The organism is Mycobacterium sp. IDUB_21, from assembly GCF_055419425.1.
In genome coordinates this window covers 88110-112739 of record NZ_JBVAXQ010000016.1, presented here as the reverse complement: position 1 = coordinate 112739, position 24630 = coordinate 88110, and the positions used below count along the sequence as shown (strand labels likewise).

The window sequence follows — 24630 nt, the reverse complement described above, 5'->3', positions numbered from 1 at the left end:
CGCGACTCATCGACCATCCCTACTGGTGTCACCCATGACGCGACTCACCTGTCACCTATGTCGTGAACTCACACACCTCCGCCACCGCCATGGTGATCCGGTTCAGGCGCCCGACGGCCCACCAGCACCAGGTCCGGGTCCTCTCTTCCGATCCGCTGCAACAGCACCGCCTCCCAGCCGCCCTCGAGCGAAACGTGCTGTGCCGCGTCAACGCCGTATTGGCGCAGCGCAGCCAGGAACCACTCCCAACGCAGATCGGTCCCGGGCCGGCCCGGCTCCGGGTAGACGATCCAAGCCGGCCGGCCCGCGGACGCCGCGCTGTAGGCCGCCCGCAGCAACGCCAGTTCCCTTCGGCGCGTTGCGAACGCGATGACCACCTTGGAGTCGTACGGGTTCGCGCGACTGATGGCCAACAGCCGCAGCCCCGATTCGAGGGGTGCATTGATCACCGCGACGCTGTGGCCCCGGGGGATCGGCAATCGCTGCTCAAGCTGGGCCAGGCCGGGAGCGCTTGCGGTCTCGTCGTACAGGGCGGTCGTCATCGTATGGTTACCCAACCTTCTTCGCCTTCGACGGCCAGCCGCAGCATCTCGGCGATCTCGTCGGTGTGTTGTGAGACATGGTGCTTGTCACCAGTCTTGGTCGTGATGATCGAGCCGACCTCGTGGTGCGACAGGATGTGGTCGGTGTGGATGAACGAGCGCACCGACTCGATCTCGGAGGCGTTGATCACCACCTCGCCGCGTTGGTCGGACACTCCGTGCTTGTTGATCAGGTTGAACTTCAAATATTGCATCGCACGTTCCAACTGTTCGAAAAGTGTTCTTTCAGACGACATTCAGCATGGAATTTCGGATACTGTCTTGTCCAATACGAAGAACCACGCGGAGCTATTGGTAAGCCCAATACCTGCCCGACGGGCACCGTCGCGCGGCTACCACCGTGTCGAGGGTCTCGGTGAACGCCCGCGCCGCCGCGGACCGGTAGACACCGGCACGCTGGAGCAGCTGTGCGGTGCGGGTCGGAAGCGGTGGATCCAGCGGCACCGGGTGCAGGTCGGGGCGTTCGGCGGTGATCGCATCCGGCAGCACTGTAGCGACGACGTCACGCCGCACCAGCTCCAACAACGCGCTGATCGAGTTTGACTCGATCGCAATATTCTGCGGCACGCGACATTTACTGAAATAGGCGTCCACATGCAATCGGGTGGCGAAATCCGAACTGAGCAGGCCGAGCGGTTCGCCGGACAGCTCGGAAATCGCCACCCGGGCCGTGGCCGTCCCGAGCGGATGACCGGACCCGACCACCAGGCCCAGCGTCTCGGTGAACAACGTCCGCGCCTCGATCCCGGCCGCGTGCGGGCCGGCGAAGCCGATCCCGAGGTCGAGTCGATCGGCCAGCAGGTCGGCTTCGATCCGATCCTGGTTGGTCTCCAGGACCGTCAGCCTGATCCCCGGGTAGGCCTCCCGGAAACTCTGTATCAGCGGGCCGATCAGATACGCGGTGAAGGTAGGTGTCATCGCGATCCGCAGGTTGCCGCGCGAGAGATCCCGGACGTCGTGCACGGCCCGCTCGGCGGCCTGCAGATCCCGTAACGCGAGCCGGGCATGGTGCACGTAGGCCGAACCGGCGTCGGTGAGCCGGACGGTGCGACCCGATCGGTCGAACAGCTCGACCCCCAGCGTGTGCTCGAGTTGTTTGATCTGTTGGGACAGCGTCGGTTGGGAGACGTGCAGCGCTTCGGCGGCCCGAGTGAAATTCTGGTGGTCGGCGACCGCCAGCAGATACTTGATGTGCCGCAGCTCCATCGACCAACTATAGGAATCCGCGGCCGCCGATGGTGCGATACCGTGTCCACGCCCACCGAAACCGAGCAGAACAGGGAACCGTGTTGCCCGACACGCTCTTCGCCGACGTTTCCGAATTCCAAGTGCCGGTTAACGATTCCTATCCATACCGGGTGCTTTCGATCCGGGTCTGCGACGGCACCTACCGTGACCACAATTTCGCCCGCAACTACGCATGGATGCGTACCGCACTCGACGACGGCCGGCTGACGTTCGGGATCGTCTACACCTATGTGCGGCCGGCGACCTGGCAGTCCAACGCCGACACGGTGCAGGCCATGTTCGCCGCGAACGGCGGACTGCACCCGCGGGTGTCGGTGATGCTCGACGTCGAATCCGGTGGCAACCCCGGCGGCAACCAGTCCGATGCGATCAACCGGCTGTACTGGAACCTTGCCGGTTGGTGCGGCAATCGGGCGAGGATCATCGGCTACGGCAACGTCGGCGACCTCAACCGGCTGTGGCCCACCAAGCCCGACGGGATCCGCCTGATCGTCGCCGCCTACGGCGCCAACCCGCCGTATCCGGGCAAAGTGGCCCACCAGTACACCGACGGGCGGGGCTACGGCGGCGGGCTGCCGGAAGGCTGCCCGCCATTCGGACGCTGCGACATGAACTCCGCCGACGGGCTGACTCCGCAGCAGTTCGCGTCGGCCTGCGGTATCGCGCCGGCCCAGGGGCCGCCGACCGCGCCGGACCCGCGGATCAAGCTGTAAGGGTTCAGCGGCACCCGATCGTCTTCGTGCGGTGTCGATGTGCGGCCGGGATCCATCTTGTATCCGAAATATGGATGGGCTTTATCCAGGCATATGCTGCACCGGGAGCTGTCCATCAGGGAATTTCGAATTGATCCAGTCCAGGGCCCTGAGCCGGTGCAACTGAACTCGACTATTTTACATGCATTATCTACGGAGCGGACCGCGTAGATGAAATATGCACCAGTGCACTGACGCGGAATCTCGTTGACCATTTCTAGCTAAGCCTCGACTAACATGACGACATGCAGCGTCCTTATCGCCGTCGTACCGCCAGTGACCTGCCCGGATTGGATATCGCCGAACAGAAGTCATGGCAGAACTACCTGCATGCCGCACTACGGTTTCACACTGCGATGGACCGACTGCTGACCGATGCGCACCAACTTTCGGTGATCGACTTGCGAGTGTTGGGCATCCTGGACAAGTCGCTTGACGGGGCCGTTCGGATGGGTGATCTCGCTGATGCGCTGGCGGCGAATCCGCACCACATGACCAAGCGTATCCGCCGACTGGAGGAGCGCGGACTGGTGAAACGCGAGCCCAATTCCGACGACCGGCGTGGGGTGTTGGCCAGGATCACCGACGACGGCCGGCGGGTGGCAGGGCATGCCGGCCGCAACTACGCCCAGGGAGTTCAGACTCACCTCATCGGGCCGCTGTCCGGTCGGCAATTGGCGACCCTTGAGGAGAATTGTCGACGGATCAACTCCGGCTTGAAGTCGGGCGGATCCGCGATCCAGGCCTCCCGGGCCGCCGTCGAGCGCCCGCTCCAGCAAACCTGATTGCTCCTGCACGGCGAGTAATCTTTTGGTGGCTGGAAACCGCTGCTGTTGGGGCTTGGATTCGTCAATTACCTCGCACGTGCGGAGCCTCTCAAATGCGCCCGTACGGCACGTTCCACGTGGACTACTCGTCGGCTGACTATTGGTTCGTTGGTTTTGGAGGTAGCGACTGTTCTTCGCATCGACGCCATACCTTTGCTCAGTATGCCGGACCGGTTCATCGATATCGAGGGGTTACGGTACGACGGCCGATCGCTCTCTGGAGCTTGCAGCAAATTGCGCTTCCACCCGTAGCGATTCCTGGCCAGCCGTGACCCAAGGTGGTGGAGGTGACAGCTATGATCGAGACGTACTAGAACACGTTCCTATTGTTACCCGCGAGTTATTTTCCGATTGAATCAACGAGTGCGTCTCGTATCATTTGCCGGCATCCGGTTCGAAGCGTCTCGGAGCAGCGCGGATGCCGTACCGGTAAAGGTTGCGGGCCACCGCTGGGCGTCACACATCTGTGGGCAGTATTGAATCCCTGAACATTTCCGCGGTCATTTCAGGGTCTGGTTCGATACCGTCGCCCGCTGTGGACGAGATGGGCGCTGGTATACCGGCGATTCGCCTGCCGGGGCTCGAGGGCATCGAGCAACTCGCCTGGCAGCAGTTCGTGGCGTCATCGCTAGGCCTGGTGGTCGCGCTGAACCGGAGTCTGATGGATAGGCACCGGCTCGCTCTGTCCGAGTTCAGGCTGCTGCACTTTCTCGCCAAGTCCGACAACGGTTCGGCGCGAATGAGCGAGTTGGCTGAGGCGCTGATGCTGTTGCGCAGCCGGGTGACTTGGCTGACCAATCGTCTGGAGGCTGGAGGGCTCGTCCGCCGCGCCCGTATTACCGGCGATGGGCGCGGGATCCGGGCCGAAATCACCCGCGATGGCCGGATGCGGGTGAGCGAAGCCCTCAAGACCTACTCCCATCTGATTCGGACGCTCTACGTGAACCCGATGTCCCGTCAGCAAATGCTTGCGTTGGGGGCGAGTTGCGAACGGATCAACGCTTCGTTGGAAGCGGCAGACCTCCCGGCAAAGCCCACCTGCGCCTAGGGGAACTTATCGATTTCCCACTGCCCGGGGCTGTTGCTCATTTACCATCGCCCGTCATGAAGCGCCGGATGGCCCGTGAGCAGCCGCCAGGCAATTTTGCGGGACTCGACGCCGACGCGGCCAGGTGCGCGCAACAGTTCACGATCTCATCGTTACGCCTCATCTCCAGATTGAGCGAAAGCCTGGTATGCGCACACGGGTTGACGCTGTTCGACGTCCTGGTGCTGGACTTGCTGGCCAGATCGGAGCACGCCTCGGCCCGGATGTGTGACCTGGCTGCAGCATTTGCGCTGACACCCAGTCGGGTGACTCAACTCGTCGGACGCCTGGAAGCGCAGGGCCTGGTCGACCGGCATCGCCATCCCGTCGACCGGCGCGCCGTGCTCGCCACCATCACTTGCCAGGGCCGGACCCGGCTCGAGCCCGCTGTTGCGACCTATGCCCGAGAGATCCGCACCCACTACCTCAATCAGCTCACGCGCCAACAAGCAATTGCCTTAGGCGACATCTGCCGCCGGACCGGCCTGGCGCCACAGCTGGCCCGGCCTGGCGCCACTGCCGGTCGGACGCTGACTGCCGGCTGAGATGCACTCAGTTAGAAGACCAATTCATTCTCAGGTACGGCCCGGTCCAGTCGAGGCGCGTACTAAGCTGGCAACTTCCCATCCGCTTCGTCTAGGGCCGAGGAATCGCCCGCTACCAGCGCCGATAGGTTGTCCGCATCTGCATCGCTCGAAAGTTTGCCCTCGTCGAGCAGCGTGCCTGGCATGCCCAACTTGACACGTGTTTCTACATTGTCAACACCGATTTAATCCGTGGGCGCGTATGCCGCAGGTGAGCGCGGGTTATAGCGCGCAACCGGGCCGCAATCGGGTCGGGTGAACACGTTTCAGTTCCTACTCATCGGTAATTTCCAGTTGAACGATGTAGATGCCGTTGAATGTTTGCTAGACATCGGGCCGATTGCTCGTACCTGCCGTTTTGGGCTGCCGGATGGATTGCCAGGCCAGTGGTCGGCGGGGTGGCTTTGTCGATTTGCCAGTGGAGGCTGGTGTTTTTCAGCTAAACCTCAGTTACGTTTCGGGTGCTGAGTCACATGACCTAAGGAGTCCCCTTGCACGCCATCCTTCGCCCCTACGCTACGGCCGGTGTCGTCATCGCCGGGTCCGGCCTGATCGCCGCGACGCCGGTGTCGGTTCCGGCACCCATGGTGCGCACGGTCATCGACGTCGCGCTCACCGCAGGCGAGGGCCTCCCCGGTCTCGTGGACCCGTGGCAGGACGTGTTCAACACCGCCTCCGCCAACGCCTCGACACTGCTGAACAACTACATGCTGGCTCCCGGGGTGGCCTGGCAGCAGCTGTTCGCCAACTGGATGGGCTACACCCAGCAGTTCCTGGACGACCCGAGCAGCAGCACGCTGGCCGACATCAACACGCAGATCCAGGAGCACCTGGCGGCGGTGCAGGGCGGTTTCGCGGTGCAGGACATGCTGGCCGCCACGAAGGGGCTCGTTACTCAACACACCCTCGACGGCGCGGGCCTCTCCGGCCATGCCTTCCTGTACAACCAGTTGCCGAGCTTCTTGCCGGCCGACGTCGACTCCAGTCAGGTGATACCGATTGTCGACTTCCTGACCTCACCGATGAGTGCCGTCATCATCGGCTCGCTCGGTCCCGGCATCAGCCCGTTGGTCGCCATGATGAACAGCATCAACGACGGTGACAGCTTCAACGAGATCATGGCCAACACCTGGGGCGGTTTCCTCAACGGCGCCACCCTCAATCTCGATTTCGCGCTGCCGATGATCAATGACGCGGGATTTCTCCCAGTGGGTATGAGCCTGGATCACTTGGAGTTCGCGTTCGGCGGGTTGCTCACCCCCGGCTCGGTTTCGGTCGGCCCATACGAGGTGCTGGGTACCGGCGGCGAAGTGGTGGCGTCTGTTCCGGCGGTCGGCGGCTCGATTTTCAACGGCATCGGGCTGGAAATGGTCGGTGTCCCACTGCTCAACAAAATCGCAATGGACGGCCAAGGGATCGGCCCCATCGCGGCCTGGGAGGCATGGGGTCAGATCGTCGGGTCGCTGCTGGGCTCCGGTTGGAGCGGGAAGGGCGCCGTCGTGGTGACGCCCCCCCTGGCGGGCGCCGAACTGCCCATCCTCCCGAACGACTTCTTCGATGACGGCGGCGCCAGTGCCGAAGCTACGAACGTCTTCAGTGGGTTACAAGAGCTGCTCGACGGCATCTTCGCCTGATCTGCCCAACCAAACTTCAACTACCCCAGCGTTTTACATCTTAGAAAGGTGTTCCTCAATGAGCCGTCGCCACAGCAGCAGCCGACGTCGTGAACAGCAGGAGGCCGGCCGGTCGCGTCGCCAGCGGATGATCGGAGCCGGTGGTGCGGCCGGTGCGTTCCTGGCATTCGGGATGGCGCCCCTGGCGACCCCGCCGTCGGCGCAGGCCGATGGATTGGACTTCGGCTGGGATTGGTTCGACCCGTCGGCGGCAGCCGACGCCCCGCTCGGCGCCGACGCGGGCGTGTTCGACATGAGCACGATCATCGACCAGTGGTTCTACCAGCCGCTGCACTTCGGCATGGAGGCCTGGATCAACAGCGATCTCGGTGAGATGGTCAACGGCTGGGTCAACGACTCCTCCGGATTGTTCTTGATCGGCGACGGCGCCGACGGCACCGCCCTCAACCCCGATGGCGGCGACGCCGGGCTGTTGTTCGGTGACGGCGGCGACGGCTGGGACAGCAATGCGGCAGGTGTGGCCGGCGGCGACGGAGGTGCGGCCGGCTGGTTCGGCAACGGTGGTGCCGGGGGTGACGGTTTCGAGAGCAGCGACGCCGGTGCCGGCGGTTACGGCGGTTCCTTCATGGGCATCGGCGGTAACGGCGGTAATGGTGGTGACGGCGTCGGCATCGGCGCGTTCGGTGGTACTGGTGGTGCCGGCGGCGACGCCGTGGGTTGGCTGTTCGGCAACGGCGGCAATGGTGGCCACGGCGGCAAGGGCACCGACGGCGCCGCCGGCAGCTACGCCGACAGCGGCACGGGCCAGGGCGACGCCGGCGGCTACGGCGGCAGTGGCGGTGCCGGCGGCCGCAGCGGCTACTCCTTCGGCAACGGAGGCGAAGGCGGCTACGGTGGCACCGCCGGTAACGGCGGAGCCGCCGCGAACGGCGTGGATGACGGCACGGCAGGTCACCTCAACGGCGCCAACGGCGGTGCCGGCGGGCAGGGCGGCAGCGGCGGAATCGGCGGCGTGAAGTTCAACGGCTCGTACGGGCAGGTCGGCCAGAGCGGGGTCGGCGCCGACGGCGGTACCGCGGCGAACGGCGGTGAGGGCTACAAGGATCCGCTCAGCGGCGACTACGTCGGAAAGGGCGGCAACGGCGGCACCGGAGGCACGGGCGGCGGCGGCCTCGTCGGCGGTGACGCCGGCCTGTCTGGAAACGGCGGCGACGGCTCGACCGGCGGTAACGGCGGCAACGGTGGAAACGGTGGCGCATCCGAGGGCGCCAACACCGGCGGCGGCGGCAGCGCCGGTGGCGACGGCGGGCTCGGTACCGGCAAGGGCGGCAACGGTGGTATCGGCGGCTCCGGCGGCAACAGCATTGACGGGCTCGGCGGCGTCGGCGGTCACGGTGGTGCTGGTGGCAACGCGACCACCGATGACGCGACGGTCCAAACCACGGGCGGAAACGGCGGCATCGGCGGCCGCGGCGGTGCGACCAGCACCGGTACCGGCGGCGTCGGCGGTGACGGCGGCACGGCCGGCACCGGAACCTACCTCGGCGGCAACGGCGGCGCCGGTGGTGTCGGCGGTGGCGTGACCTCCGGTAACGCCGGGGTCGGCGGTAACGGCGGCGATGGTGCCGACGGTGCGAAGAGCACCGGGTGGACCTCGGGCAGCGGCACCATCTTCAGCAAGGGCGGCAACGGCGGGAACGGCGGTGCCGGAGGTGCAGGAGCGTCCGGTACCGGTGGTAGTGGCGGAGACGCGGGTAACGGCGCCGACGGCGCCATCGGTGCCAATGTCGCCAGCACCGGTGGCAACGGCGGTGCCGGCGGTGCCGGCGGTGCCGCCGCGGCAGCGCTGACCGGTGGTGGAGGCAACGCCGGTGACGGCGGTAACGGCGGGACCGGTGGTAACGGCACCGCGTCCGGCGGTAATGGCGGGTCGGGCGGTACCGGCGCAGCCGGGCTGCTGTCCGGTGGCGACGGTGGCAACGGCGGCGCCGGCGGTAACAGCGGCGGCGTATCGGTCGCCGGGAACCCGTTCGGCGCCAGCCATGCGGGCACCGGCGGTGCCGGCGGCGTGGGCGGCCTCAGTGCAATCTTTAACAACGGTAGCGGTGAGCCCGGGCCGGGCGGTCACGGCGGAAACGGCGGCAACGGTGGCACCGGTGCCGGTGCGGTCAACGGCGGCAACGCTGGCGACGGCGGCAACGGTGGTGTCGGCCTGAACGGCGGCGACGCGGGTAACGGCGGAGTCGGCGGTGCGGCGACAGGCACCGGCAACGGCGGTAACGGCGGCGATGCCGGTAACGGCGGGAGCGGTGCGCCTGGGCACAAGGGGATCGCGCACCCGGCCGGCGTCGGCGGCGACGGCTGGGACGGCGGCGTTGGCGGCAACGGCGCCAGCGGCGGGGCCGGCGGCACGGCGGTCACCGGTAACGGCGGTACCGGTGGCAATGCCGGCAACGGTGGCGTCGGTGGCACCGGTGGCGCCGGTGGCGCCGGCGGTGTCGACTCGAACGGCAACGGGCTGGACGGTGGTAACGGCGGTACCGGCGGGGCCGGCGGCCTCGCCAGCGGCACCGCGGGCGCCGGGGGCGTCAGCACCAGCGGGACCAACGGCACCGCCGGGAATGCTGGAACCGACGGCAACGGTGGCGCCGGTGGCGCCGGTGGCAAAGGCGGTGTCGGGACAGCTGGAACGGCCGGAACCAGCCCAGTCAATGGGGCCGGCGGCAATGGCACCGCGGGCGGGTCCGCCGGCAACGGTGGCACCGGTGGTACGGGCGGCACCTCGCAAGGCGGCACCGGTGGCGCCGGCGGCGTCGGTGGCGCCGGCGGCCTGGGCGGCGTCGGCGGCGCCGGCGGTAACGGCGGTGTCGATGCCAGCGGCAACGGCCTGGCCGGTGGTGACGGCGGCAGCGGCGGTGCCAGCGGTGACGGTGGCAAGGGCGGTGTCGGCGGGACCAGTGTCAGCGGCGACGACGGCAACGGCGGCAACGGCGGGGCCGGTGCAAACGGCGGGACGGGCGGAAATGCCGGTAACGGCGGTGTCCCGACCGGCAGCGGTACGGGCGGCGCGGCGGGCGACCCCGGCACCGGGGGCAGCGGTGGCACCGGTGGTCCGGGCGGCCCCGGCGGCAACCCCGGTGCAGACGGCAATACCGGCGCAGACGGTCAGCCCGGTACCCCCGGCTGACGCCGAGAGATCGCGTATCGCGGCCGTCGGGTCCCACACGGGACTCGGCGGGGGCGGTCGCGTTTCAGGCTGTCCCGTGCACTGCCCAACCCGTTCACACTGAGCGGAGTTAACGCGGCAGAACCGGGATCTCCGCGGCGATCCGGTCCATCAGCGCGCTGTAGCGCTTGGCCTCGGGATCCTGGCCGGGCTTGCCGCTCGAGATCAGCCCGGCGGCCAGTTCACGCGCCGGGTCCGCCCAGATCGCGACGTTGACCAGGCCCAGATGCCCGAACGCCGACGGTGCTCCGCGGCCGAACGGGCCGAACCGGTTCGAGCCCAGCATGTAGCCGGTGCCCCAGCGCAGCGGCACCAGCCCGGTCGCCACATCGGGGCGCAGTCGCCGGCACTGGGCCGTCGCCGCGGCCATCGTCTCCGGTGAGACCACTCGCACACCGTCGAGTTCGCCTCCGCGGCGCCAGATCTCGGCGAAGCGAGACAGTTCGAACGCCGTCGAGATGGTGTTCGACGACGGGATCACGCTGGTCAGATACAGCGGGGTGTTGGTGAACGGGATGATCTCGTGCATGGAGCCGCCGATCACCTTGCGGAACACCGCGGCCACCGGCGCGGGGAGCGGCCGGCCGGTGGCGTGACTGAGCGCCACCAAGGGAACATCTTCTTGCGCCACACCGAAATTCGTCCACCGAAAACCCAGCGGGTCGAGGATCTCCTCGGCGAGGATGTCGCGGATGTGGCGACCGGTGGCCGCCGAGACGATCTCGCGCACCAGCGGACCCCAGGTCAGTGCGTGATACATGTGCGCCCACCCCGGCGGATAGATGGCGCGCAGGTTCGCCAGTTGCTGGCGGGTGTAGTCGCTGTCGTCGACGCGGTGCACGTCGGGGCGCGGCCCAGTGGCGAACGGCACCCCGGCACTGTGCGTCAACACCTGGCGGATCGTGGTGCGGCCCTTGCCGTGTCGGCCGTAGTCGGGCAGATAGTCGGTCACCCGGTCGTCGAGCGAGAAGCAACCGCGCTCGACGAGCATGTGCACCACGGTCGAGCTGATCGCCTTGGCCGCCGAGTACGCGCAGAACGGGGTGTCGGTGCGCACGGTCACCTTGTCGGCGTCGGCAGGATCGGTGGGCGCGTTACCCCGGCTGTGTCCGATCGCGCGGTTGAGCACGACGCGGCCGTTGTGGCGCAGGCACAGCTGGATCGCCGGGTGCATGCCGGCGGTGTACCAGTGCCGCGCAGCCTGCCAGATCCGCTCCACCGCCGCCGGATCGATCCCGGAGTGGTCTTCTTCGCCGACCGTGGTCACGGCATCGAGGTCGGCTGGGACCCGGATCCGCCCGTCGGGCGTCGTCATCTCGGGAATCTCGGGTCTTTCCGGAGTCCCGGGAGGCTGGGAAGTCACTGCCGCTGCTCCTTGCGTCGTCCGAAATAGAGTTCCTGGGTCGCGACACAGACCAGCTGGCCCGCCCGGTTGTACATCGTCGAGGTCGCCAGGCCGCGCCCGGCGACGCCGCTGGGCGAGAACTGATCCGACAGCACCCAATCCGAGAGGTCGACGGGCCGCTGAAACCACAGCGCATGGTCGATCAGCGCGTTGAAGGTGCTGGCCGGGGTGGCCCGCCGCATCGCCACCGCCGTCTCGACCATCTTGGTGCCGGACAGGTAGGTCAACAGGGCGCTGTGCAGCGCCGCGTCGGCCGGCACCGGCTCGACGGGCTTCCACCACAACCGGATTCGCGGGGACGGTTCGGCCAAGTCGACGGCCACGCGCGGCGGCGGGTCGATGTAGCGCTGGTCGAACGGGTGCGGCTGGACCCAGTAGCCGCCCAGCTCCTCGGCGTAGTCGGCGAGCTGCTGCTGCGACGACGGCAGCGACTCCGGTTCGGGCACCTCGGGCATCGCCTGCTGGTAGTCGGGTGCGTCGACGGCACTGGTGAACGACGACAGCACCTCCAGCAGGATCTGGCCGTCCTGGCGGGCGGTGACCTGTCGCGTCGACAGCGTTCCCCCGTCGCGGGCCACCTCCACGTGCAGGTCCACCGGCCGTCGGGCATCCCCGGCCCGCACGTAGTAGGCGTGCATGCTGTGCGGTACCCGGCCGGGGGCGGTGCGGGCGGCCGCCATCAGCGCCTGAGCCGCGATATGGCCGCCGACGATGTGGTGGGCCGGGTTGTCGAGCTGGGTGGCGGCGAAGTGCTCATCGTCGACGCGGTCGACGTCGAGGGTGGCGATGATGTCGGCCAGGGACGGCTGGAGGTGCGGTACGTCGTCGCTCACGCGTGCGCCCCGATCTCCATCAGGTACACCCCGGCGCCGATCAGCACCACACCGCCGGCCATCACCGCCGTGAACGGGTCGTCGAACAAGAACTTGGCCAGCACCGCGGTCAGGGCCACCCCGATCCCCGACCAGACCCCGTACGCCACCCCGACCGGGATGCCCCGTTTGAGCACCATCGCCAGCAACACGAACGACACCAGGTAGCCGATCGCCACCGGAATCGTCCACTGCCACCGGCTGAAGCCGTCGGAGGCACGCATCGACAGCGTTCCGGCGACCTCGAAACCGATCGCCCCCAGCAGCAGGAGCCAGGCCATCACTCGCCGGTGAACTCGGGCTTGCGCTTGCCCATGATGGCGCCGATACCCTCCATCAGGTCTTTGGACGCCAGGAACGCCGAGTTCCAGGCCGCGACGTAGCGCAGGCTGGCCGCCACCCGGTCGGTGCGCTGCTCGTCGAGCACGTCTTTGACACCGGCAACGGTCAGCGGCGGATTCTCAGCGATCTCGGCCGCGGTGGCATGCGCGGCGGCCAGGCAGGCCTCGCCATCGGCGTAGACGTCGTTGACCAGGCCGATCTTCTCCGCCCGGGCGGCGTCGATGTCCTTGCCCGTCAGCGCCAGCTCACGCAGGTGCCCGTCGGACAGGATCAGCGGCAACCGGGCCAGGCTGCCGACGTCGGCGACGATGGCCAGCTTGACCTCGCGCACGCTGAACTTGGCGTCGGCGGCCGCGTAGCGGATGTCGACCGCGGAGATCAGGTCCACCCCGCCGCCGATGCACCAGCCATGAATCGCCGCGATCGTCGGGGTGCGGCAGTCGGCGACCGCGGTGATCGCGCCCTGCATGCGTTGCAGTTCGCGATGGAAGTCCGCCCGCGGCCCGGCCAGCGCCCCCTCTGCCAGCATCGGCGTCATGGTGCCGCCCATCGCGGCCAGATCCAGCCCGTAGCTGAAGTTCTTGCCGGAGCCGGTCAGCACGATCGCCCGCACGTCGCGGTCGGCGTCGAGCGCGGCGAAGACCTGCGGGAGCTCCGCCCAGAACGCCGGGCCCATCGCGTTGCCCTTACCCGGCCCGATCAGGGTGACCTGGGCGACGTGGTCTTTGGTGTCGACGGTGACGGATTCATAGGACTCGGTCATACCCAGACCGTAGCGTGCGCCCTCCCGGATGGGCCGATCGCATTCACCGGCCAGTCATAGCCTCGCCACCTGCACGCCAGTCAGGCTTCAAACCGGCTTCGTCGACGCCGCCTATCCTGGGTGGCGCATGGACATTGCCGGTTGGGTGTGGGGGCTGACGATCGTCGGCCTCGTCGGTTTGCTGGCATTCGACTTCTTCTTCCATGTCCGCCAGGCGCACGTTCCGACGTTGAAGGAAGCCGCGATCTGGTCGGCCGGCTACGTCGGCGTCGCCGTGTTGTTCGGGGTCGGCATGCTGGTGTTCGGCGGCGTGGATCCCGGCTCGGAGTACTTCGCCGGTTATCTCACCGAAAAGGCGCTGTCCGTCGACAACCTGTTCGTGTTCCTGGTCATCATGGCGAGCTTCCAGGTGCCCCGCGAAGACCAGCAGAAGGTGCTGCTGTTCGGGATCATCTTCGCGCTGATCGCCCGGACCGGCTTCATCTTCCTCGGCGCCGCGTTCATCCACACCTTCGCGTGGGCCTTCTACTTCCTGGGGCTGATCCTGCTGCTGACGGCGGGCAGCATGCTGCGTTCGGCCAGCGGTGAAGAGGCCCTGAAAGCCGACAACATGGCCATCCGGCTGGCGCGGAAGATCATTCACACCACCGAGCACTACGACGGCGACAAGCTGTTCACGACGGTTGAGGGCCGCCGGGCGATGACCCCGATGCTGTTGGTGATGATCGCCATCGCCGGCACCGACGTGATCTTCGCGCTCGACTCACTGCCGGCGATCTTCGGCCTCACCCGCGACACCTACATCGTGTTCACCGCGACCGCGTTCTCCCTGCTGGGACTGCGACAGCTGTACTTCCTGATCGAGGGCCTGCTGGATCGTCTCGTCTATCTGTCCTACGGGCTGGCGGTGATCCTCGGATTCATCGGCGTGAAGCTGGTACTGCACGGCCTGCACGAGAACAACGTGCCGTTCATCAACTCCGCAGAACCGGTTGACGTCGCCGAGATAGGCACCGGCTTGTCGCTGGTGGTGATCGTGGGGGTGCTCGCGGTCACGGTCGCCGTCTCGCTGCTGAGTCGCCGTGGCAGGACCCAGACGGCGATTGCCAACGCCCGGCGGTACGCCACGGCCTACCTGGACGGCGGCGCCGACCACAGCACCGCTGATCGCGAGCGGCTCTTCGGGAGACTGGTCGACGAGTGCGGTCAGATCGTGGAGCTCGATCCCGGCGACGGGCAGGTGGTTCGCGAGGATCCGGAGCTGGTCGATCTACTCGACCGCGCCACCGCCGACCATCAGACAAACGGGGACGATCAGATCCGCTCCAGGTAGAAGTAGAAGTACCGGCCGTCATCCAGCACGCCCTTGCCGTTCATGATGCCCACCACGGTGTCGTCGTCGACGCGCTTGAAGTGATCGTGGGTCGGCTGGCCGTCGTAGACCATGGTGGCCACCACCTCGCCGCGGAACTCTTCGGCCCACAGGCTGGCCTCGCCCTTGCCGAGCTTGATGTTGGAGAACTTGTTGCCGTCCTCGTCGAGGCAGACCAGCGGCTGCACGTCGGTGACCGAGTTGAATGTCTTGCCGAACCAGCGGGCCTTGTCGAGCAGGCCGTTCATCTTGTGGCCGGTGACGAACTCTCCGCCGCGCCACTCGCCGATCATCTGCTCGACGGTGGCCGGCTGCAGCGTCGCCCAGAACTCGTCGATCTCGGCGTCGGGGATCTCACCGCTGCGTTCCTTGAGTTCGAAGAACGTTTTGCGGGCCACTTCGTCGCTCATCGCGTAGCTCCCTTATCCAGCCTTCTTGACGGCGCGCTTGAGGCCGAACAGCAGCCCGTGCGCCAGCATCGCGGCCACTCCGGGCAGCCGGTTGTCGGCGCTGATGGTGTAGCTGATCTCGGTGCCCGACCCCGCCGGCCGCAGCGCCACCTCGCCGACGTAGTTGCGGAACGGGATGCCCGAGACGCCCCGGTAGCTCAACCGCTGATCCGGCTCGAACGCGATGATCTCCTCCACCAGGGGCGCCATTCCCGGCACCGCCTGGATGCGGCGCTGGGCGCCGACACCGTTGGGCTCGGGCGCGCCGGGCCGGGTCAGGGTGATCTTCAGGCCGGGGGCCCAGTCGGACATGCCCTCGTAGTCGGAGAGCACCGCCCACACTCGGGCCGCGGGCGCGGCGACGGTGGCGGTAGCGGTCGCGTGCATAGCGTTCCTCCTCAGATCCAGCCTTGAGCGAACCGTAACAGCGCGTCGTTCTCCTCCGGCGCGCCGATGGTCACCCGGACCCCGTCCTGGCCATACGGCCGGACCACGATGCGGGACTGCGCGGCAGCGGTCACGAAGTCCGCGGTGCGCTCCGCCAGCGGCAGCCACACGAAGTTGGCCTGCGAATCCGGCAGCTCGAACCCGGCGGCACGCAGCGCCGCGGAGACCCGGCTCCGTTCGGCTACCACCGCGTCGGTGCGGGCCAGCAGTTCGTCGGCGGCGTCCATCGAGGCGATCCCGGCGACCTGCGCCACGCTGGACACCGTGAAGGGCACGTAGACCTTGCCCAGCGCCGTGATGATCTCCGGATCGCCGACCGCATAGCCCAGCCGCAGCCCGGCCAGCCCGTAGGCCTTCGAAAACGTGCGTAGCACAACCACATTCGGGTATTCGCGGACCAGTGCCAGGCTGTCGGGTGTCATGGGTTCGCGGATGTACTCCACGTATGCCTCGTCGATGGCGACCAGGATGTGCGGTGGCACCGCGGCCACGAACCGCGCCAGCGCGTCGGGGTGCACGACGGTGGAGGTGGGATTGTTCGGGTTGCAGACGAAGATCAGCCGGGTGGCGTCGGTGATGGCGGCGAGCATCGCGTCCAGGTCGTAGGTGTGCTCGCGCAGCGGCACCTGCACCGGGACCGCGCCGGCGGTGCGCACCTGCAGCGGGTAGATCTCGAAGCTGCGCCAGCCGAACACCACCTCGTCACCGGCGCCGGTGCTGATCTGGATGAGCTGCTGGCACAGGCTCACCGACCCGGCGCCCGCCGCAACCTGCTCGGGGGCGAACCCGACGTGCTCGGCCAGTCGGGAGCGCAGCGCGGCGTAGCCGTTGTCCGGGTAGCGGTTGGTGCCGGCCAGGGCGGCTTCGACGGCCTTGACCACGCTGGGCAGCGGGGGCAGCACGGTCTCGTTGCTGGCCAGTTTGATCGAGCCCGGCACCGTCTTGCCCTCGACGTAGGCCGGTAGGGCGGCGATCTCCGGGCGCAGGCGGGCGGTCACGAACCACAGCATATGTGCGCCAGGACGCCGCATGAACCGGCGGTTTAGCGAGGCTCGACGGAGGAGAGCCGAAGCTGGAGCCGCCGCATGAACCGAGCGGTTTCGAAGCCTGGGCATCGATCCGGTACCCTCAACGAGTTCGAGGAGGCGTGCCAGAGCGGCCGAATGGGACTCACTGCTAATGAGTTGTCCCCTTTACGGGGGACCGGAGGTTCAAATCCTCTCGCCTCCGCAACGGCCGGGCTTGCTCGACCGACAACTGAAGACAGGCGCCCGTAGCTCAACGGATAGAGCATCTGACTACGGATCAGAAGGTTGGGGGTTCGAATCCCTTCGGGCGCACTCAAAATTCCCATTCACTCTGCGTGTACCAAGCAGAAGTGCGAGTAGCCCGCCTGGTGGACGCAGAGTCAACCACCCGGGCACGCATCACCGCGGCGCTGAAGCGTCCGGCGAGAACCATGCCGTCTTGGCCTGCCAGGACCGCGCCAGCCCGTAGGCGAAGATCATCACCGACAGGCAGATGCAGGCCCAGATCGCCGGGCCGGCGTACCAGCCGGCCCAGATCGAGGCGATCGCGACCAGGCAAGCCGCCACCGTCAACAACATCGACGCCAGATACAGGTTGACTGTGGTCCTGGCCCGCGGATCGTGCCGCAGCAACAGCATCAGCCGGCTGATGTAGCCGCTCAGGAAGAGCACGATCCAGCAGGCAGCCACCTCGTAGGCGGTCAACCACGCATTGCCGGTCAGGCCGGCGAACATGTCCGGCTGGTGGCCCCGCTCGATGTTGACGAAGCTGACCAGCAGCAGCGCGACGCCCAGCCCCAGTGGCACCTGCAGATGCTTGCGCATGAGTGGCCGCACCTGATCGGGATCGGCCAGTCGCACCAGCATGTGGTAGATGTTCGCGATCACTGCCACGATCAGGGCGAGGCCGCCGACCACATGCTGGACATTCCACAGCCCCAGACAGTGGTGCAACAGCGGACTCAGCTCGGCGGCGGCCCACGGCGAGAGCAACACCAGCGAGCAGCCCTCCAACGCGATCGCGAAGGTGGCGGCCGATTCCCAGCGAGACCACCAGGTGTGGCGGCGTACCCACAGGCTGTATCCGATCACCGCGAGGGTGGCGGTGATGAATACCGAGATCATTGTGCGCCGATCGCCGTGCCGCCCCCAGCGGTGAACCATGCGCTCTTCGCCAGCCAGGATCGCGCCGACCCGTAGGCGAAGGTTCCCACCGACAGACAGATGCAGACCCAGATCGCCGGGCTGGCATCGTCACCGTCAACCCAAGCCGAGCCGACCACGATCAGGCATGCCACGGCAGCGAAGGTCATCGAGACCAGATAGAGGTCGATGGTGGACTTGGCCCGCGGGTCTTTCCGCAGGGTCAGCATCAGCCGGCTGACGTAGGCGCTGAGGTAGAGCACCACGGCACAGCCCACCAGTTCGTAGACGATCAGCCAGGAATCGGTGTTCTTGGCGGCGAACATGTCCGGGTGGTATTCCTGGTCGGCGAGCAGGTAGGAGGGCACCATCAGCGCGATGCCGAGACCTATCGGGACCATCAGCTGGCGGCGCATGATCGAGCGCACCTGATCGGGGTCGGCCAGCCGCACCAACATGTGATGGATGTTCGCGGTGATCGCCACGATCAGGCACAGGTGCCCGAGCATCTGTTGTACGTTCCACACCCCCAGACCGCGGTGCAGCACCGAGCCGATCGCGGTGGCGCCCCACGGCGACATCAACAGCAGCGCACAGCCTTCCAGCACCAGTGCAAGCGAAGCGGCGACCTCCCAGCGTGTCCACCAGGTGTCGCGACGAATCCACGAGCTGTAGATGATGATCGCCAGGGTGGCGACGATGAATCCCGACGTCATTGCACACTCAAGACAGCGCTTGCGGCGGGTTGGGCTCCTTGATCGGTCTACGGCCGGAGGCGAACCATGCCGCCTTCGCCTTCCACGAGCGGGCTGAGCCGTAAGCGAAGATAATTATGGCAATGCATACGCACAACCAAACCAGCTGGCTCACATCGGTTTTGGTCCAGGTGGTGCTCAACAGCGCCACCAGGGCCGCCAGCGCGAACGCCGACGAAGCGGTGTAGAGCTCGACGGTCTCCTTGGCGCGCGGATCGGACCGCACCAGCAGCAGCAGCCGCGTCGCGTAGCCGGAGAGGTAGATCAGAAGGCCGCAGAACAACACCCAGTACACCTTGGCCCAGGCGCCGGTGTCGTTACCGGTCGAGAATCCGTGCGGACGGTAGCCCGCGTCGGCGACGATGAACACCGCCACCAGTGCGACCACACCGATCCGTACCGGCCACTCCACCTGCCTGCGGAGCAGTGGTCTGGCCCGGTCGAAGTCAGTCAGGCGTGGCAATACATGAAAGATATTGGCCGCGATCGCGACAACGAAGCAGATGTGGCCGACCAGTTGCTGCAGGTTCCACATCCGCGCGGCGCTGTGCACCCACGGTCCGAGGGTTTCGGCCGCCCACGGCGACATCAGCACCAGCGCGCAGATCTCCAGCGCGATCGCCAGAGTGACGCCGATCTCCCATCGCGACCACCAGGTGTCGCGGCGCACCCACAGGCTGTAGAGCGCCACCAGCACGGTGGCGCCGATGAAGGCCGAACTCATTCGTCGACGGTACTTGCCGGAGGTCCGCTTAGACCGGCGGTTTGTCCAGATCCGCCTTGAGATCGCCGAGGCGCAGTGGCCGTGACGACGCGTCCAGGTATTCCGCGACGGCGTCGTGCTCGATCAATCCGAAGCGGACCTGCAGGTCGACGGGGTTCAACCCGAAGTACCTGGCGACTCGAATCAGATTGTCCGCGCTGATCAGCCGGCCCTCGTGGGCGGCCTTGTAATAGGCCGACTTGCGGTAGCCGAATGCCTCGTAGACCTCGGTCGCGCCGAGCGGCCTGCCGACGAGGTATGGCAACACCACGGTTGGGTCTTTGTGACGATCGTCCACAGCAATCAACCTTAGCTCGCCTTCGTAGACCGCACAACCGTCAAAGCATAACGGGGGTATCAATATTGCCCGGTAAACCTACCCGACGGCCAATAGTTCCAGCATCGCGTGACCGGCGATTCGGGCCCCCAACGGGATCGCGGCGAGGTCGACGACATAGTCGGGGGAGTGCGGAGAGTAGGGGAACATCTGCCCTCGTGCGGCGGCGTCGGCGAACACCTGCGCGTCGGCCACGCCGACCATCAGATAGGCCAGCGGTACGTCGTGGTGCGGGCCTTTGAGAAGGTGGCAGTCCTCCGACGCGGTGACCGCGGGCAGTTCGGTGACGACGTTGGGCTCGCCGAGCAATCCGCGCAGCGTGGCGGCCAGACGGGCGGTGAGGTCGGCGTCGTTGATCAGCGGGGTGGAACCGCCGCCCATCGTGATGACGGGCATCAGGTCCTCGGGCATCCCGGCACTGCGGGCAATGCCCTCGCTGATCGCCCGGATCCCGGTGAGCAGTTGTTCGCGTACCTGCGGGTTGTACCAGCGCAGGTTGGCCAACAGCCGGGCCCGGTCCGGGATGACGTTGTAGGTGGTGCCGGCCTGCACCGAGCCGACCGTCAGCACCGCGCTCTCGTGCGGGGCGATGGTGCGGCTGATGATGGTCTGGAAACCCACGACGGCCTGGGCGGCCATCGGCACCGGGTCCTTGGCCAGTTGCGGCAGCGATCCGTGCCCGCCGACGCCGTGGAACATGATCTCGAGCTGGTCGGTGCCGGCCATCCGCTCACCGCCCGCGGCGGCCACCATGCCCACCGGGACCGGCGCGGTGTGCATGGCGACGAACGAGTCCGGCTGCGGGGCAACGTCGTAGAGGCCGTCGTCAACCATGGCCTGGGCGCCGGAGATCAACTCTTCGGCCGGTTGGCCGATCAGCACCGCGGTGCCCGACCAGGAGTCGGTGGTCTCAGCGAGCACCTTGGCCATTCCCAACATCCAGGTGACGTGTGCGTCGTGGCCGCACATGTGCCCGAGTGCCGGGTCGCTGCTGGCGTAATCCAGGCCGGTGGCCTCCGGTACCCGCAGCGCATCCATGTCGGCGCGATACATCACCACCGGGCCCGGGCCGTTGGCCAGGACCGCCACCACTCCGGTCCGGCCGATACCGGTGGTCACCGTGAACCCGAGGTTGCTCAGCGCCTGCGAGACGATCCGCGCGGTACGCACCTCGTGGAAGCCCACCTCGGGGTTGCGGTGCAGATCCTTGAACACCTCGATCAGCCGGTGCGTGTCGGCCGCAACGATCTCGTCGATCCTGTCGAGGTGTTCGGTCATGTCTTGCTCGCTATCAGGGTTCGTGCCCGTTCGAACAGCCACACCGCGGCCTCGTGCAATTGGTCGCCGACTTCTTTCTGCGCCTTGCCGGCTGACGCCCGGGCCAGCGTTCCCTCGATCACGATGGCCAGCTTGAAACTGGCCATCACCTCATACCAGCCGATGTGCGACAGGTCGCGGGAGCTGCCCTTGGCGTACCGCTGCACCAGATCGTCGGTGGAGGCCAGCCCGTCCATGCCGGTCAGGGTGTGGCCGAACACGCTGGACCCGTCGTCCTGGCGCCAGGTGGCCAGCAGCCAGCCCAGGTCCAGCAGCGGATCCCCGATCGTCGACATCTCCCAGTCCACGATCGCCGCGACCTCCGGCCCGGTGGGGGAGAACAGCACGTTAGCCGCGTGGTAGTCGCCGTGCAAGATTCCCGGCTGCCACGACGCCGGCACATTGCGCTGCAGCCAGTCGGCCACCTCGTTCAGGCCGGGCAGCTCGGGCCCCGGGTAGTTCTCGAACTGGCGGTAGGAGTCCAGCTCCGAAAGCCACCGCGGCACTTGACGTTCCAGGAAGCCGTCCGGCTTCCCGTAGTCCGCCAATCCGACCGCGACATGGTCGACGGCGCCGAGCTTGGCCAGTGCGTCGGCCATCGACAGCCCCATCTCGTACCGCACCGCGGGGTCGTTGGCGTGCAGCTCGGGCAGCTCACCGCCGGCGTTGAACCCGTCGATCGGCTCCATCAGGTAGAACACCGCGTCACCGAGCACCGCGGGGTCGTCGCAGACCGCGATCAACCCCGGGTGCGGCACGTCGCTGCCGGCCAGTGCGGCCAGCACCCGGGTCTCCCGCAACATCACGTCATTGCTGCGCGGGCGCAGGTGCAGTGGGCCGCGGCGCAGCACATAGCTGCAGCCCGACCGGGTGAACCGCAACATGACGTTCTGCGTCCCGCCGGACAGTTCCGTGACGTCTTCCAGCGGGCCCTCGCCCAGCCCCCGGCCAGACATCCACTGCGCTACCGGTTCGGTGTCCATACTGTGCTCAGCCCTTGGGGCGTACCAGCTGGGAGATGGTCTGCACCCGGATCGAGTCGTCGCCGAACACGAAGGTGTCCACGCCGTCGGCCTGGAAACCCGGCGAGTCGAGCGTCCACTCCAGCAGCAGGATCTCGCCGTGGTAGGTCTTCGACTTGATGTCGAAGACGGCGGAAGCCAGTGCGTCGGACAGCTGGCTGAACCCCGCCTTGATGCCGTCGCGGCCCTGTGCCACGCCGGCCGGGGTGATCAGCACGGAATCGTCGGTGTAGTCGACGAGCAGCTCGTCGACGTCGCGGGCAACCAGTGCGTGGAGGTGGTGGTCGAAGATCTCCTGCGGTGTGCGGGCCATGACTGAAACGATATCGGTTCACAGCGCGGCCATAGTGTCGATACAGGCAAGACCCATCGCCGGCGACATACTGGAACGCGATGACTGCGTCACGTGGATCGGTGGAACGTGTCGTGATGGCACGTGCCGACGGCAAACCGATCACCGTGCTGGTGGTCGACGACGAGACGGTGCTGGCCGAGATGGTGTCGATGGCACTGCGCTACGAGGGCTGGACCACCGCGACCGCGGGTGACGGCGCCTCGGCGATCGCCGCCGCCAAAGCTGAACGCCCCGACGTGGTGGTGCTCGACGTGATGCTTCCGGACATGAGCGGGCTGGACGTGCTGCGCAAGCTGCGCGAGGTCAACCCGCGGCTGCCGGTGCTGTTCTTGACCGCCAAGGACGCGCTGGAGGACCGCATCGCCGGATTGACCGCCGGCGGCGATGACTACGTCACCAAACCGTTCAGCATCGAAGAGGTGGTTTTGCGGCTGCGCGCGTTGTTGCGCCGCACCGGGGTGAGCACCGCCGAGGCCGGCGCCCAGATCGTGGTGGGTGACCTGGTTCTCGACGAGGATTCCCACGAGGTGACGCGCGGCGGTGACCCGATCACGTTGACCTCCACCGAATTCGAGCTGCTGCGCTACCTGATGCACAACGCCAGGCGGGTGCTGTCCAAGGCGCAGATCCTGGATCGGGTCTGGGACTACGACTTCGGCGGCAGGGCCAACATCGTCGAGCTCTACATCTCCTACCTGCGCAAGAAGATCGACAACGGCCGAGAACCGATGATCCACACGTTGCGCGGCGCCGGCTATGTGCTCAAGCCGACTCACTGACATACGGCGGCCGTGGTCGCTGCGGGCGCGGTTGCTGGCCGGCCAGATCGCCCTGCTCACCGTGGCCTGCCTCGGCATCGGCGCGGTGACGGAGTTGGCGCTCTATCAGTACCTGGTAAGCCAGCTCGACCACCAACTGTCTGACGCCTCACGCCGTTCGGCGCGGTTGCACGGCCAGCCGCTCCCACCGTCGTGGCACCGACATCATCGACCCCGGCCGGGGCCCGGGCCGGATTTCCTCGACGCCCCCGGCCAGCCGGTCGGCATGGTCGGCGCGGTGGTGGGCCCGGCGGACGGCGCGGTGGACGGTGAAGTTCGGGTCGTCGACGCGGGCTGCCTGAGCACCTCGGGCCTGCGCGAGGATCTGAGTCCTTCGGCCACAACGCTATTGGCCGGTGTCGCCGCCGAGCCCGGGCCGGTCACCCGGCGGCTCGACGGGGTCGGCCGGTACCGGCTGGTCGCGACGACGGCCCGCCGTGGTGACGAGATCATCGTCATCGGGCTGCCGCTGGCAGCGGTGGACGCCACCATGGTGCGGGTGTTGCTCATCTTCGGGTTGGTCACCCTGGTCGCGGTGGCGGCCGCGGCCACGGCCGGCAGCGTGGTCACCCGGCGGGCGCTGGCCCCGCTGCGCCGGGTGGCGCAGACCGCCGGCGAAGTCGCCGATCTGCCGCTGGATCGCGGCGACGCGACATTGCCGGTGCGGGTCGCCGAATCCGACACCAGCTCGCACACCGAGGTCGGACAGCTGGGCGCCGCCGTCAACCGCATGCTCGATCACATCGCCACCGCACTGTCGACACGGCAGGCCAGTGAAACCCGGGTGCGTCAGTTCGTCGCGGACGCCAGCCATGAGTTGCGCACCCCGCTGACCGCGATCCGCGGTTACACCGAACTGGCGCAACGTATTCCGGTAACCGACGGCGTGGACTCCGAATCGCTGGCGCACGCCCTGAGCCGGGTGCAGTCCGAAACCGAGCGGATGACCCGGCTGGTCGAAGACCTGTTGCTACTGGCCCGGCTGGACTCGGGCCGCTCGCTGGAGCACGAGCCGGTGGACCTGTCGCGGCTGGCCGTCGACGCGGTCAGCGACGCGCACGTCGGCGGCCCGGACCACCAGTGGCGCCTTGAGCTGCCCGAGGAGCCGGTGATGGTGCCCGGCGATGCCGCCCGACTGCACCAGGTGCTGACCAACCTGCTCGCCAACGCACGCGTGCACACCGGCGCGGGAACCGTGGTCACCGTCCGACTGGGTGTCGACGCCGCCTCGGCGGTGCTCAGCGTGACCGACGACGGCCCCGGCATTCCGGATGAGTTCCAGCCGGAGATCTTCGAGCGGTTCGCCCGCGGCGACACCTCCCGGTCCCGCAAGGGCGGCAGCACCGGGCTGGGGTTGGCGATCGCTTCGGCGGTGGTCCGAGCCCATCGCGGAACCATCGGAGTTACCAGCAAGCCCGGCCACACCGAGTTCACCGTCCACCTACCCCTTTAGCGCGAGCGCGCGTGTCCCCGGCCCGACAC

General features: G+C 67.3%; 26 protein-coding genes and 2 tRNA genes. 11 read left to right on the top strand and 17 right to left on the bottom strand.

Going from position 1 to position 24630, the window contains the following annotated elements; all coding sequences use genetic code 11:
• Nucleotides 1–68 precede the first annotated feature (68 nt).
• The 3 genes from ACZYY4_RS20550 to cynR all read right to left on the bottom strand — a co-directional run bounded on the left by ACZYY4_RS20550 (nucleotide 69) and on the right by cynR (nucleotide 1808).
• A complete protein-coding gene (locus tag ACZYY4_RS20550; protein WP_463811892.1) occupies nucleotides 69–542 on the bottom strand; it encodes a hypothetical protein in 474 nt (157 codons plus the stop codon).
• Nucleotides 539–796, bottom strand: coding sequence for a hypothetical protein (locus ACZYY4_RS20545; protein ID WP_463811891.1), 258 nt, complete (start codon nucleotides 794–796; stop codon nucleotides 539–541). Before ACZYY4_RS20545 ends, ACZYY4_RS20550 begins: the two co-directional genes overlap by 4 nt.
• A gap of 94 nt (nucleotides 797–890) precedes the next feature.
• Nucleotides 891–1808 (bottom strand): transcriptional regulator CynR, encoded by a 918-nt coding sequence (gene cynR, locus ACZYY4_RS20540; RefSeq protein WP_463811890.1) that lies wholly within the window; start codon nucleotides 1806–1808, stop codon nucleotides 891–893.
• An 83-nt stretch (nucleotides 1809–1891) separates the two neighbouring features.
• On the opposite strand from cynR, the gene ACZYY4_RS20535 reads away from it, so the two are divergent.
• The 6 genes from ACZYY4_RS20535 to ACZYY4_RS20510 all read left to right on the top strand — a co-directional run bounded on the left by ACZYY4_RS20535 (nucleotide 1892) and on the right by ACZYY4_RS20510 (nucleotide 9921).
• A complete protein-coding gene (locus tag ACZYY4_RS20535; protein ID WP_463811889.1) occupies nucleotides 1892–2563 on the top strand; it encodes a hypothetical protein in 672 nt (223 codons plus the stop codon).
• Nucleotides 2564–2847: 284 nt separating this feature from the next.
• Complete coding sequence (locus tag ACZYY4_RS20530) at nucleotides 2848–3387, top strand: MarR family winged helix-turn-helix transcriptional regulator (protein WP_463811888.1); 540 nt, start codon at nucleotides 2848–2850, stop codon at nucleotides 3385–3387.
• Nucleotides 3388–3973: 586 nt separating this feature from the next.
• Complete coding sequence (locus ACZYY4_RS20525; protein ID WP_463811900.1) at nucleotides 3974–4477, top strand: MarR family winged helix-turn-helix transcriptional regulator; 504 nt, start codon at nucleotides 3974–3976, stop codon at nucleotides 4475–4477.
• Between the two features lie 56 nt (nucleotides 4478–4533).
• Complete coding sequence (locus ACZYY4_RS20520; RefSeq protein ID WP_463811887.1) at nucleotides 4534–5061, top strand: MarR family winged helix-turn-helix transcriptional regulator; 528 nt, start codon at nucleotides 4534–4536, stop codon at nucleotides 5059–5061.
• A 530-nt stretch (nucleotides 5062–5591) separates the two neighbouring features.
• Nucleotides 5592–6734 carry an outer membrane porin GjpA gene (gjpA, locus tag ACZYY4_RS20515; protein WP_463811886.1) on the top strand — a complete coding sequence of 381 codons (1143 nt, stop codon included), beginning with the start codon at nucleotides 5592–5594 and terminating at the stop codon, nucleotides 6732–6734.
• Between the two features lie 58 nt (nucleotides 6735–6792).
• Nucleotides 6793–9921 (top strand): PGRS repeat-containing protein, encoded by a 3129-nt coding sequence (locus ACZYY4_RS20510; protein WP_463811885.1) that lies wholly within the window; start codon nucleotides 6793–6795, stop codon nucleotides 9919–9921.
• A gap of 109 nt (nucleotides 9922–10030) precedes the next feature.
• Here the strand turns inward: ACZYY4_RS20510 and lipE are convergent, their stop codons facing one another.
• From lipE to ACZYY4_RS20490, 4 genes are read right to left on the bottom strand one after another with little or no spacing between them, the layout of a single operon-like run.
• Nucleotides 10031–11275 carry a lipase LipE gene (lipE, locus tag ACZYY4_RS20505; RefSeq protein WP_463811899.1) on the bottom strand — a complete coding sequence of 415 codons (1245 nt, stop codon included), beginning with the start codon at nucleotides 11273–11275 and terminating at the stop codon, nucleotides 10031–10033.
• 44 nt (nucleotides 11276–11319) lie between these two features.
• A complete protein-coding gene (locus ACZYY4_RS20500; protein WP_463811884.1) occupies nucleotides 11320–12198 on the bottom strand; it encodes an acyl-CoA thioesterase in 879 nt (292 codons plus the stop codon).
• Nucleotides 12195–12518 (bottom strand): DMT family transporter, encoded by a 324-nt coding sequence (locus ACZYY4_RS20495; RefSeq protein WP_463811882.1) that lies wholly within the window; start codon nucleotides 12516–12518, stop codon nucleotides 12195–12197. The genes ACZYY4_RS20500 and ACZYY4_RS20495 overlap by 4 nt, the downstream gene beginning before the upstream one ends.
• A complete protein-coding gene (locus ACZYY4_RS20490) occupies nucleotides 12518–13342 on the bottom strand; it encodes a crotonase/enoyl-CoA hydratase family protein (RefSeq protein ID WP_463811880.1) in 825 nt (274 codons plus the stop codon). Before ACZYY4_RS20490 ends, ACZYY4_RS20495 begins: the two co-directional genes overlap by 1 nt.
• Nucleotides 13343–13469: 127 nt before the next feature.
• Between ACZYY4_RS20490 and ACZYY4_RS20485 the strand changes: the two genes are divergently transcribed.
• A complete protein-coding gene (locus ACZYY4_RS20485; RefSeq protein WP_463811879.1) occupies nucleotides 13470–14675 on the top strand; it encodes a TerC family protein in 1206 nt (401 codons plus the stop codon).
• On the opposite strand, the gene ACZYY4_RS20480 is transcribed toward ACZYY4_RS20485, so the two are convergent.
• Genes ACZYY4_RS20480 through hisC form a run of 3 tightly spaced genes read right to left on the bottom strand, consistent with a single transcriptional unit; the run spans nucleotide 14657 to nucleotide 16608 of the window.
• Nucleotides 14657–15124, bottom strand: coding sequence for a DUF4334 domain-containing protein (locus tag ACZYY4_RS20480; RefSeq protein WP_463811878.1), 468 nt, complete (start codon nucleotides 15122–15124; stop codon nucleotides 14657–14659). The genes ACZYY4_RS20485 and ACZYY4_RS20480 overlap by 19 nt on opposite strands.
• 12 nt (nucleotides 15125–15136) lie before the next feature.
• Nucleotides 15137–15550: an SRPBCC family protein gene (locus ACZYY4_RS20475; RefSeq protein ID WP_463811877.1), complete on the bottom strand. Its 414-nt coding sequence runs from the start codon at nucleotides 15548–15550 to the stop codon at nucleotides 15137–15139.
• Nucleotides 15551–15561: 11 nt separating this feature from the next.
• Complete coding sequence (hisC, locus tag ACZYY4_RS20470) at nucleotides 15562–16608, bottom strand: histidinol-phosphate transaminase (protein ID WP_463811876.1); 1047 nt, start codon at nucleotides 16606–16608, stop codon at nucleotides 15562–15564.
• A gap of 143 nt (nucleotides 16609–16751) precedes the next feature.
• Here hisC and ACZYY4_RS20465 point away from each other — a divergent pair.
• Together ACZYY4_RS20465 and ACZYY4_RS20460 are read left to right on the top strand one after the other, a co-directional pair.
• Nucleotides 16752–16840 (top strand) — tRNA-Ser (locus ACZYY4_RS20465).
• 37 nt (nucleotides 16841–16877) lie between these two features.
• Nucleotides 16878–16950 (top strand) — tRNA-Arg (locus ACZYY4_RS20460).
• 87 nt (nucleotides 16951–17037) lie between these two features.
• On the opposite strand, the gene ACZYY4_RS20455 is transcribed toward ACZYY4_RS20460, so the two are convergent.
• The 7 genes from ACZYY4_RS20455 to ACZYY4_RS20425 form a co-directional block, all read right to left on the bottom strand.
• Nucleotides 17038–17763, bottom strand: a complete 726-nt coding sequence (locus ACZYY4_RS20455; protein WP_463811875.1) for a hypothetical protein — start codon at nucleotides 17761–17763, stop codon at nucleotides 17038–17040.
• On the bottom strand, nucleotides 17760–18497 hold the full coding sequence (locus ACZYY4_RS20450; protein WP_463811874.1) for a hypothetical protein: 738 nt from the start codon (nucleotides 18495–18497) through the stop codon (nucleotides 17760–17762). Before ACZYY4_RS20450 ends, ACZYY4_RS20455 begins: the two co-directional genes overlap by 4 nt.
• 7 nt (nucleotides 18498–18504) lie before the next feature.
• A complete protein-coding gene (locus tag ACZYY4_RS20445) occupies nucleotides 18505–19260 on the bottom strand; it encodes a hypothetical protein (RefSeq protein ID WP_463811873.1) in 756 nt (251 codons plus the stop codon).
• A gap of 28 nt (nucleotides 19261–19288) precedes the next feature.
• Complete coding sequence (locus ACZYY4_RS20440) at nucleotides 19289–19597, bottom strand: hypothetical protein (RefSeq protein ID WP_463811872.1); 309 nt, start codon at nucleotides 19595–19597, stop codon at nucleotides 19289–19291.
• Between the two features lie 78 nt (nucleotides 19598–19675).
• Entirely contained in the window at nucleotides 19676–20914 is a 1239-nt protein-coding gene (locus ACZYY4_RS20435; RefSeq protein WP_463811871.1) for an amidohydrolase, read from the bottom strand.
• On the bottom strand, nucleotides 20911–21936 hold the full coding sequence (locus tag ACZYY4_RS20430; RefSeq protein WP_463811870.1) for a phosphotransferase family protein: 1026 nt from the start codon (nucleotides 21934–21936) through the stop codon (nucleotides 20911–20913). The genes ACZYY4_RS20435 and ACZYY4_RS20430 overlap by 4 nt, the downstream gene beginning before the upstream one ends.
• A gap of 7 nt (nucleotides 21937–21943) precedes the next feature.
• Nucleotides 21944–22288: a nuclear transport factor 2 family protein gene (locus ACZYY4_RS20425; protein WP_463811869.1), complete on the bottom strand. Its 345-nt coding sequence runs from the start codon at nucleotides 22286–22288 to the stop codon at nucleotides 21944–21946.
• Nucleotides 22289–22404: 116 nt separating this feature from the next.
• Between ACZYY4_RS20425 and ACZYY4_RS20420 the strand changes: the two genes are divergently transcribed.
• Nucleotides 22405–23109 carry a response regulator transcription factor gene (locus tag ACZYY4_RS20420; RefSeq protein ID WP_463811898.1) on the top strand — a complete coding sequence of 235 codons (705 nt, stop codon included), beginning with the start codon at nucleotides 22405–22407 and terminating at the stop codon, nucleotides 23107–23109.
• On the top strand, nucleotides 23087–24601 hold the full coding sequence (locus ACZYY4_RS20415) for a sensor histidine kinase (RefSeq protein WP_463811868.1): 1515 nt from the start codon (nucleotides 23087–23089) through the stop codon (nucleotides 24599–24601). Before ACZYY4_RS20420 ends, ACZYY4_RS20415 begins: the two co-directional genes overlap by 23 nt.
• Nucleotides 24602–24630: the final 29 nt, after the last annotated feature.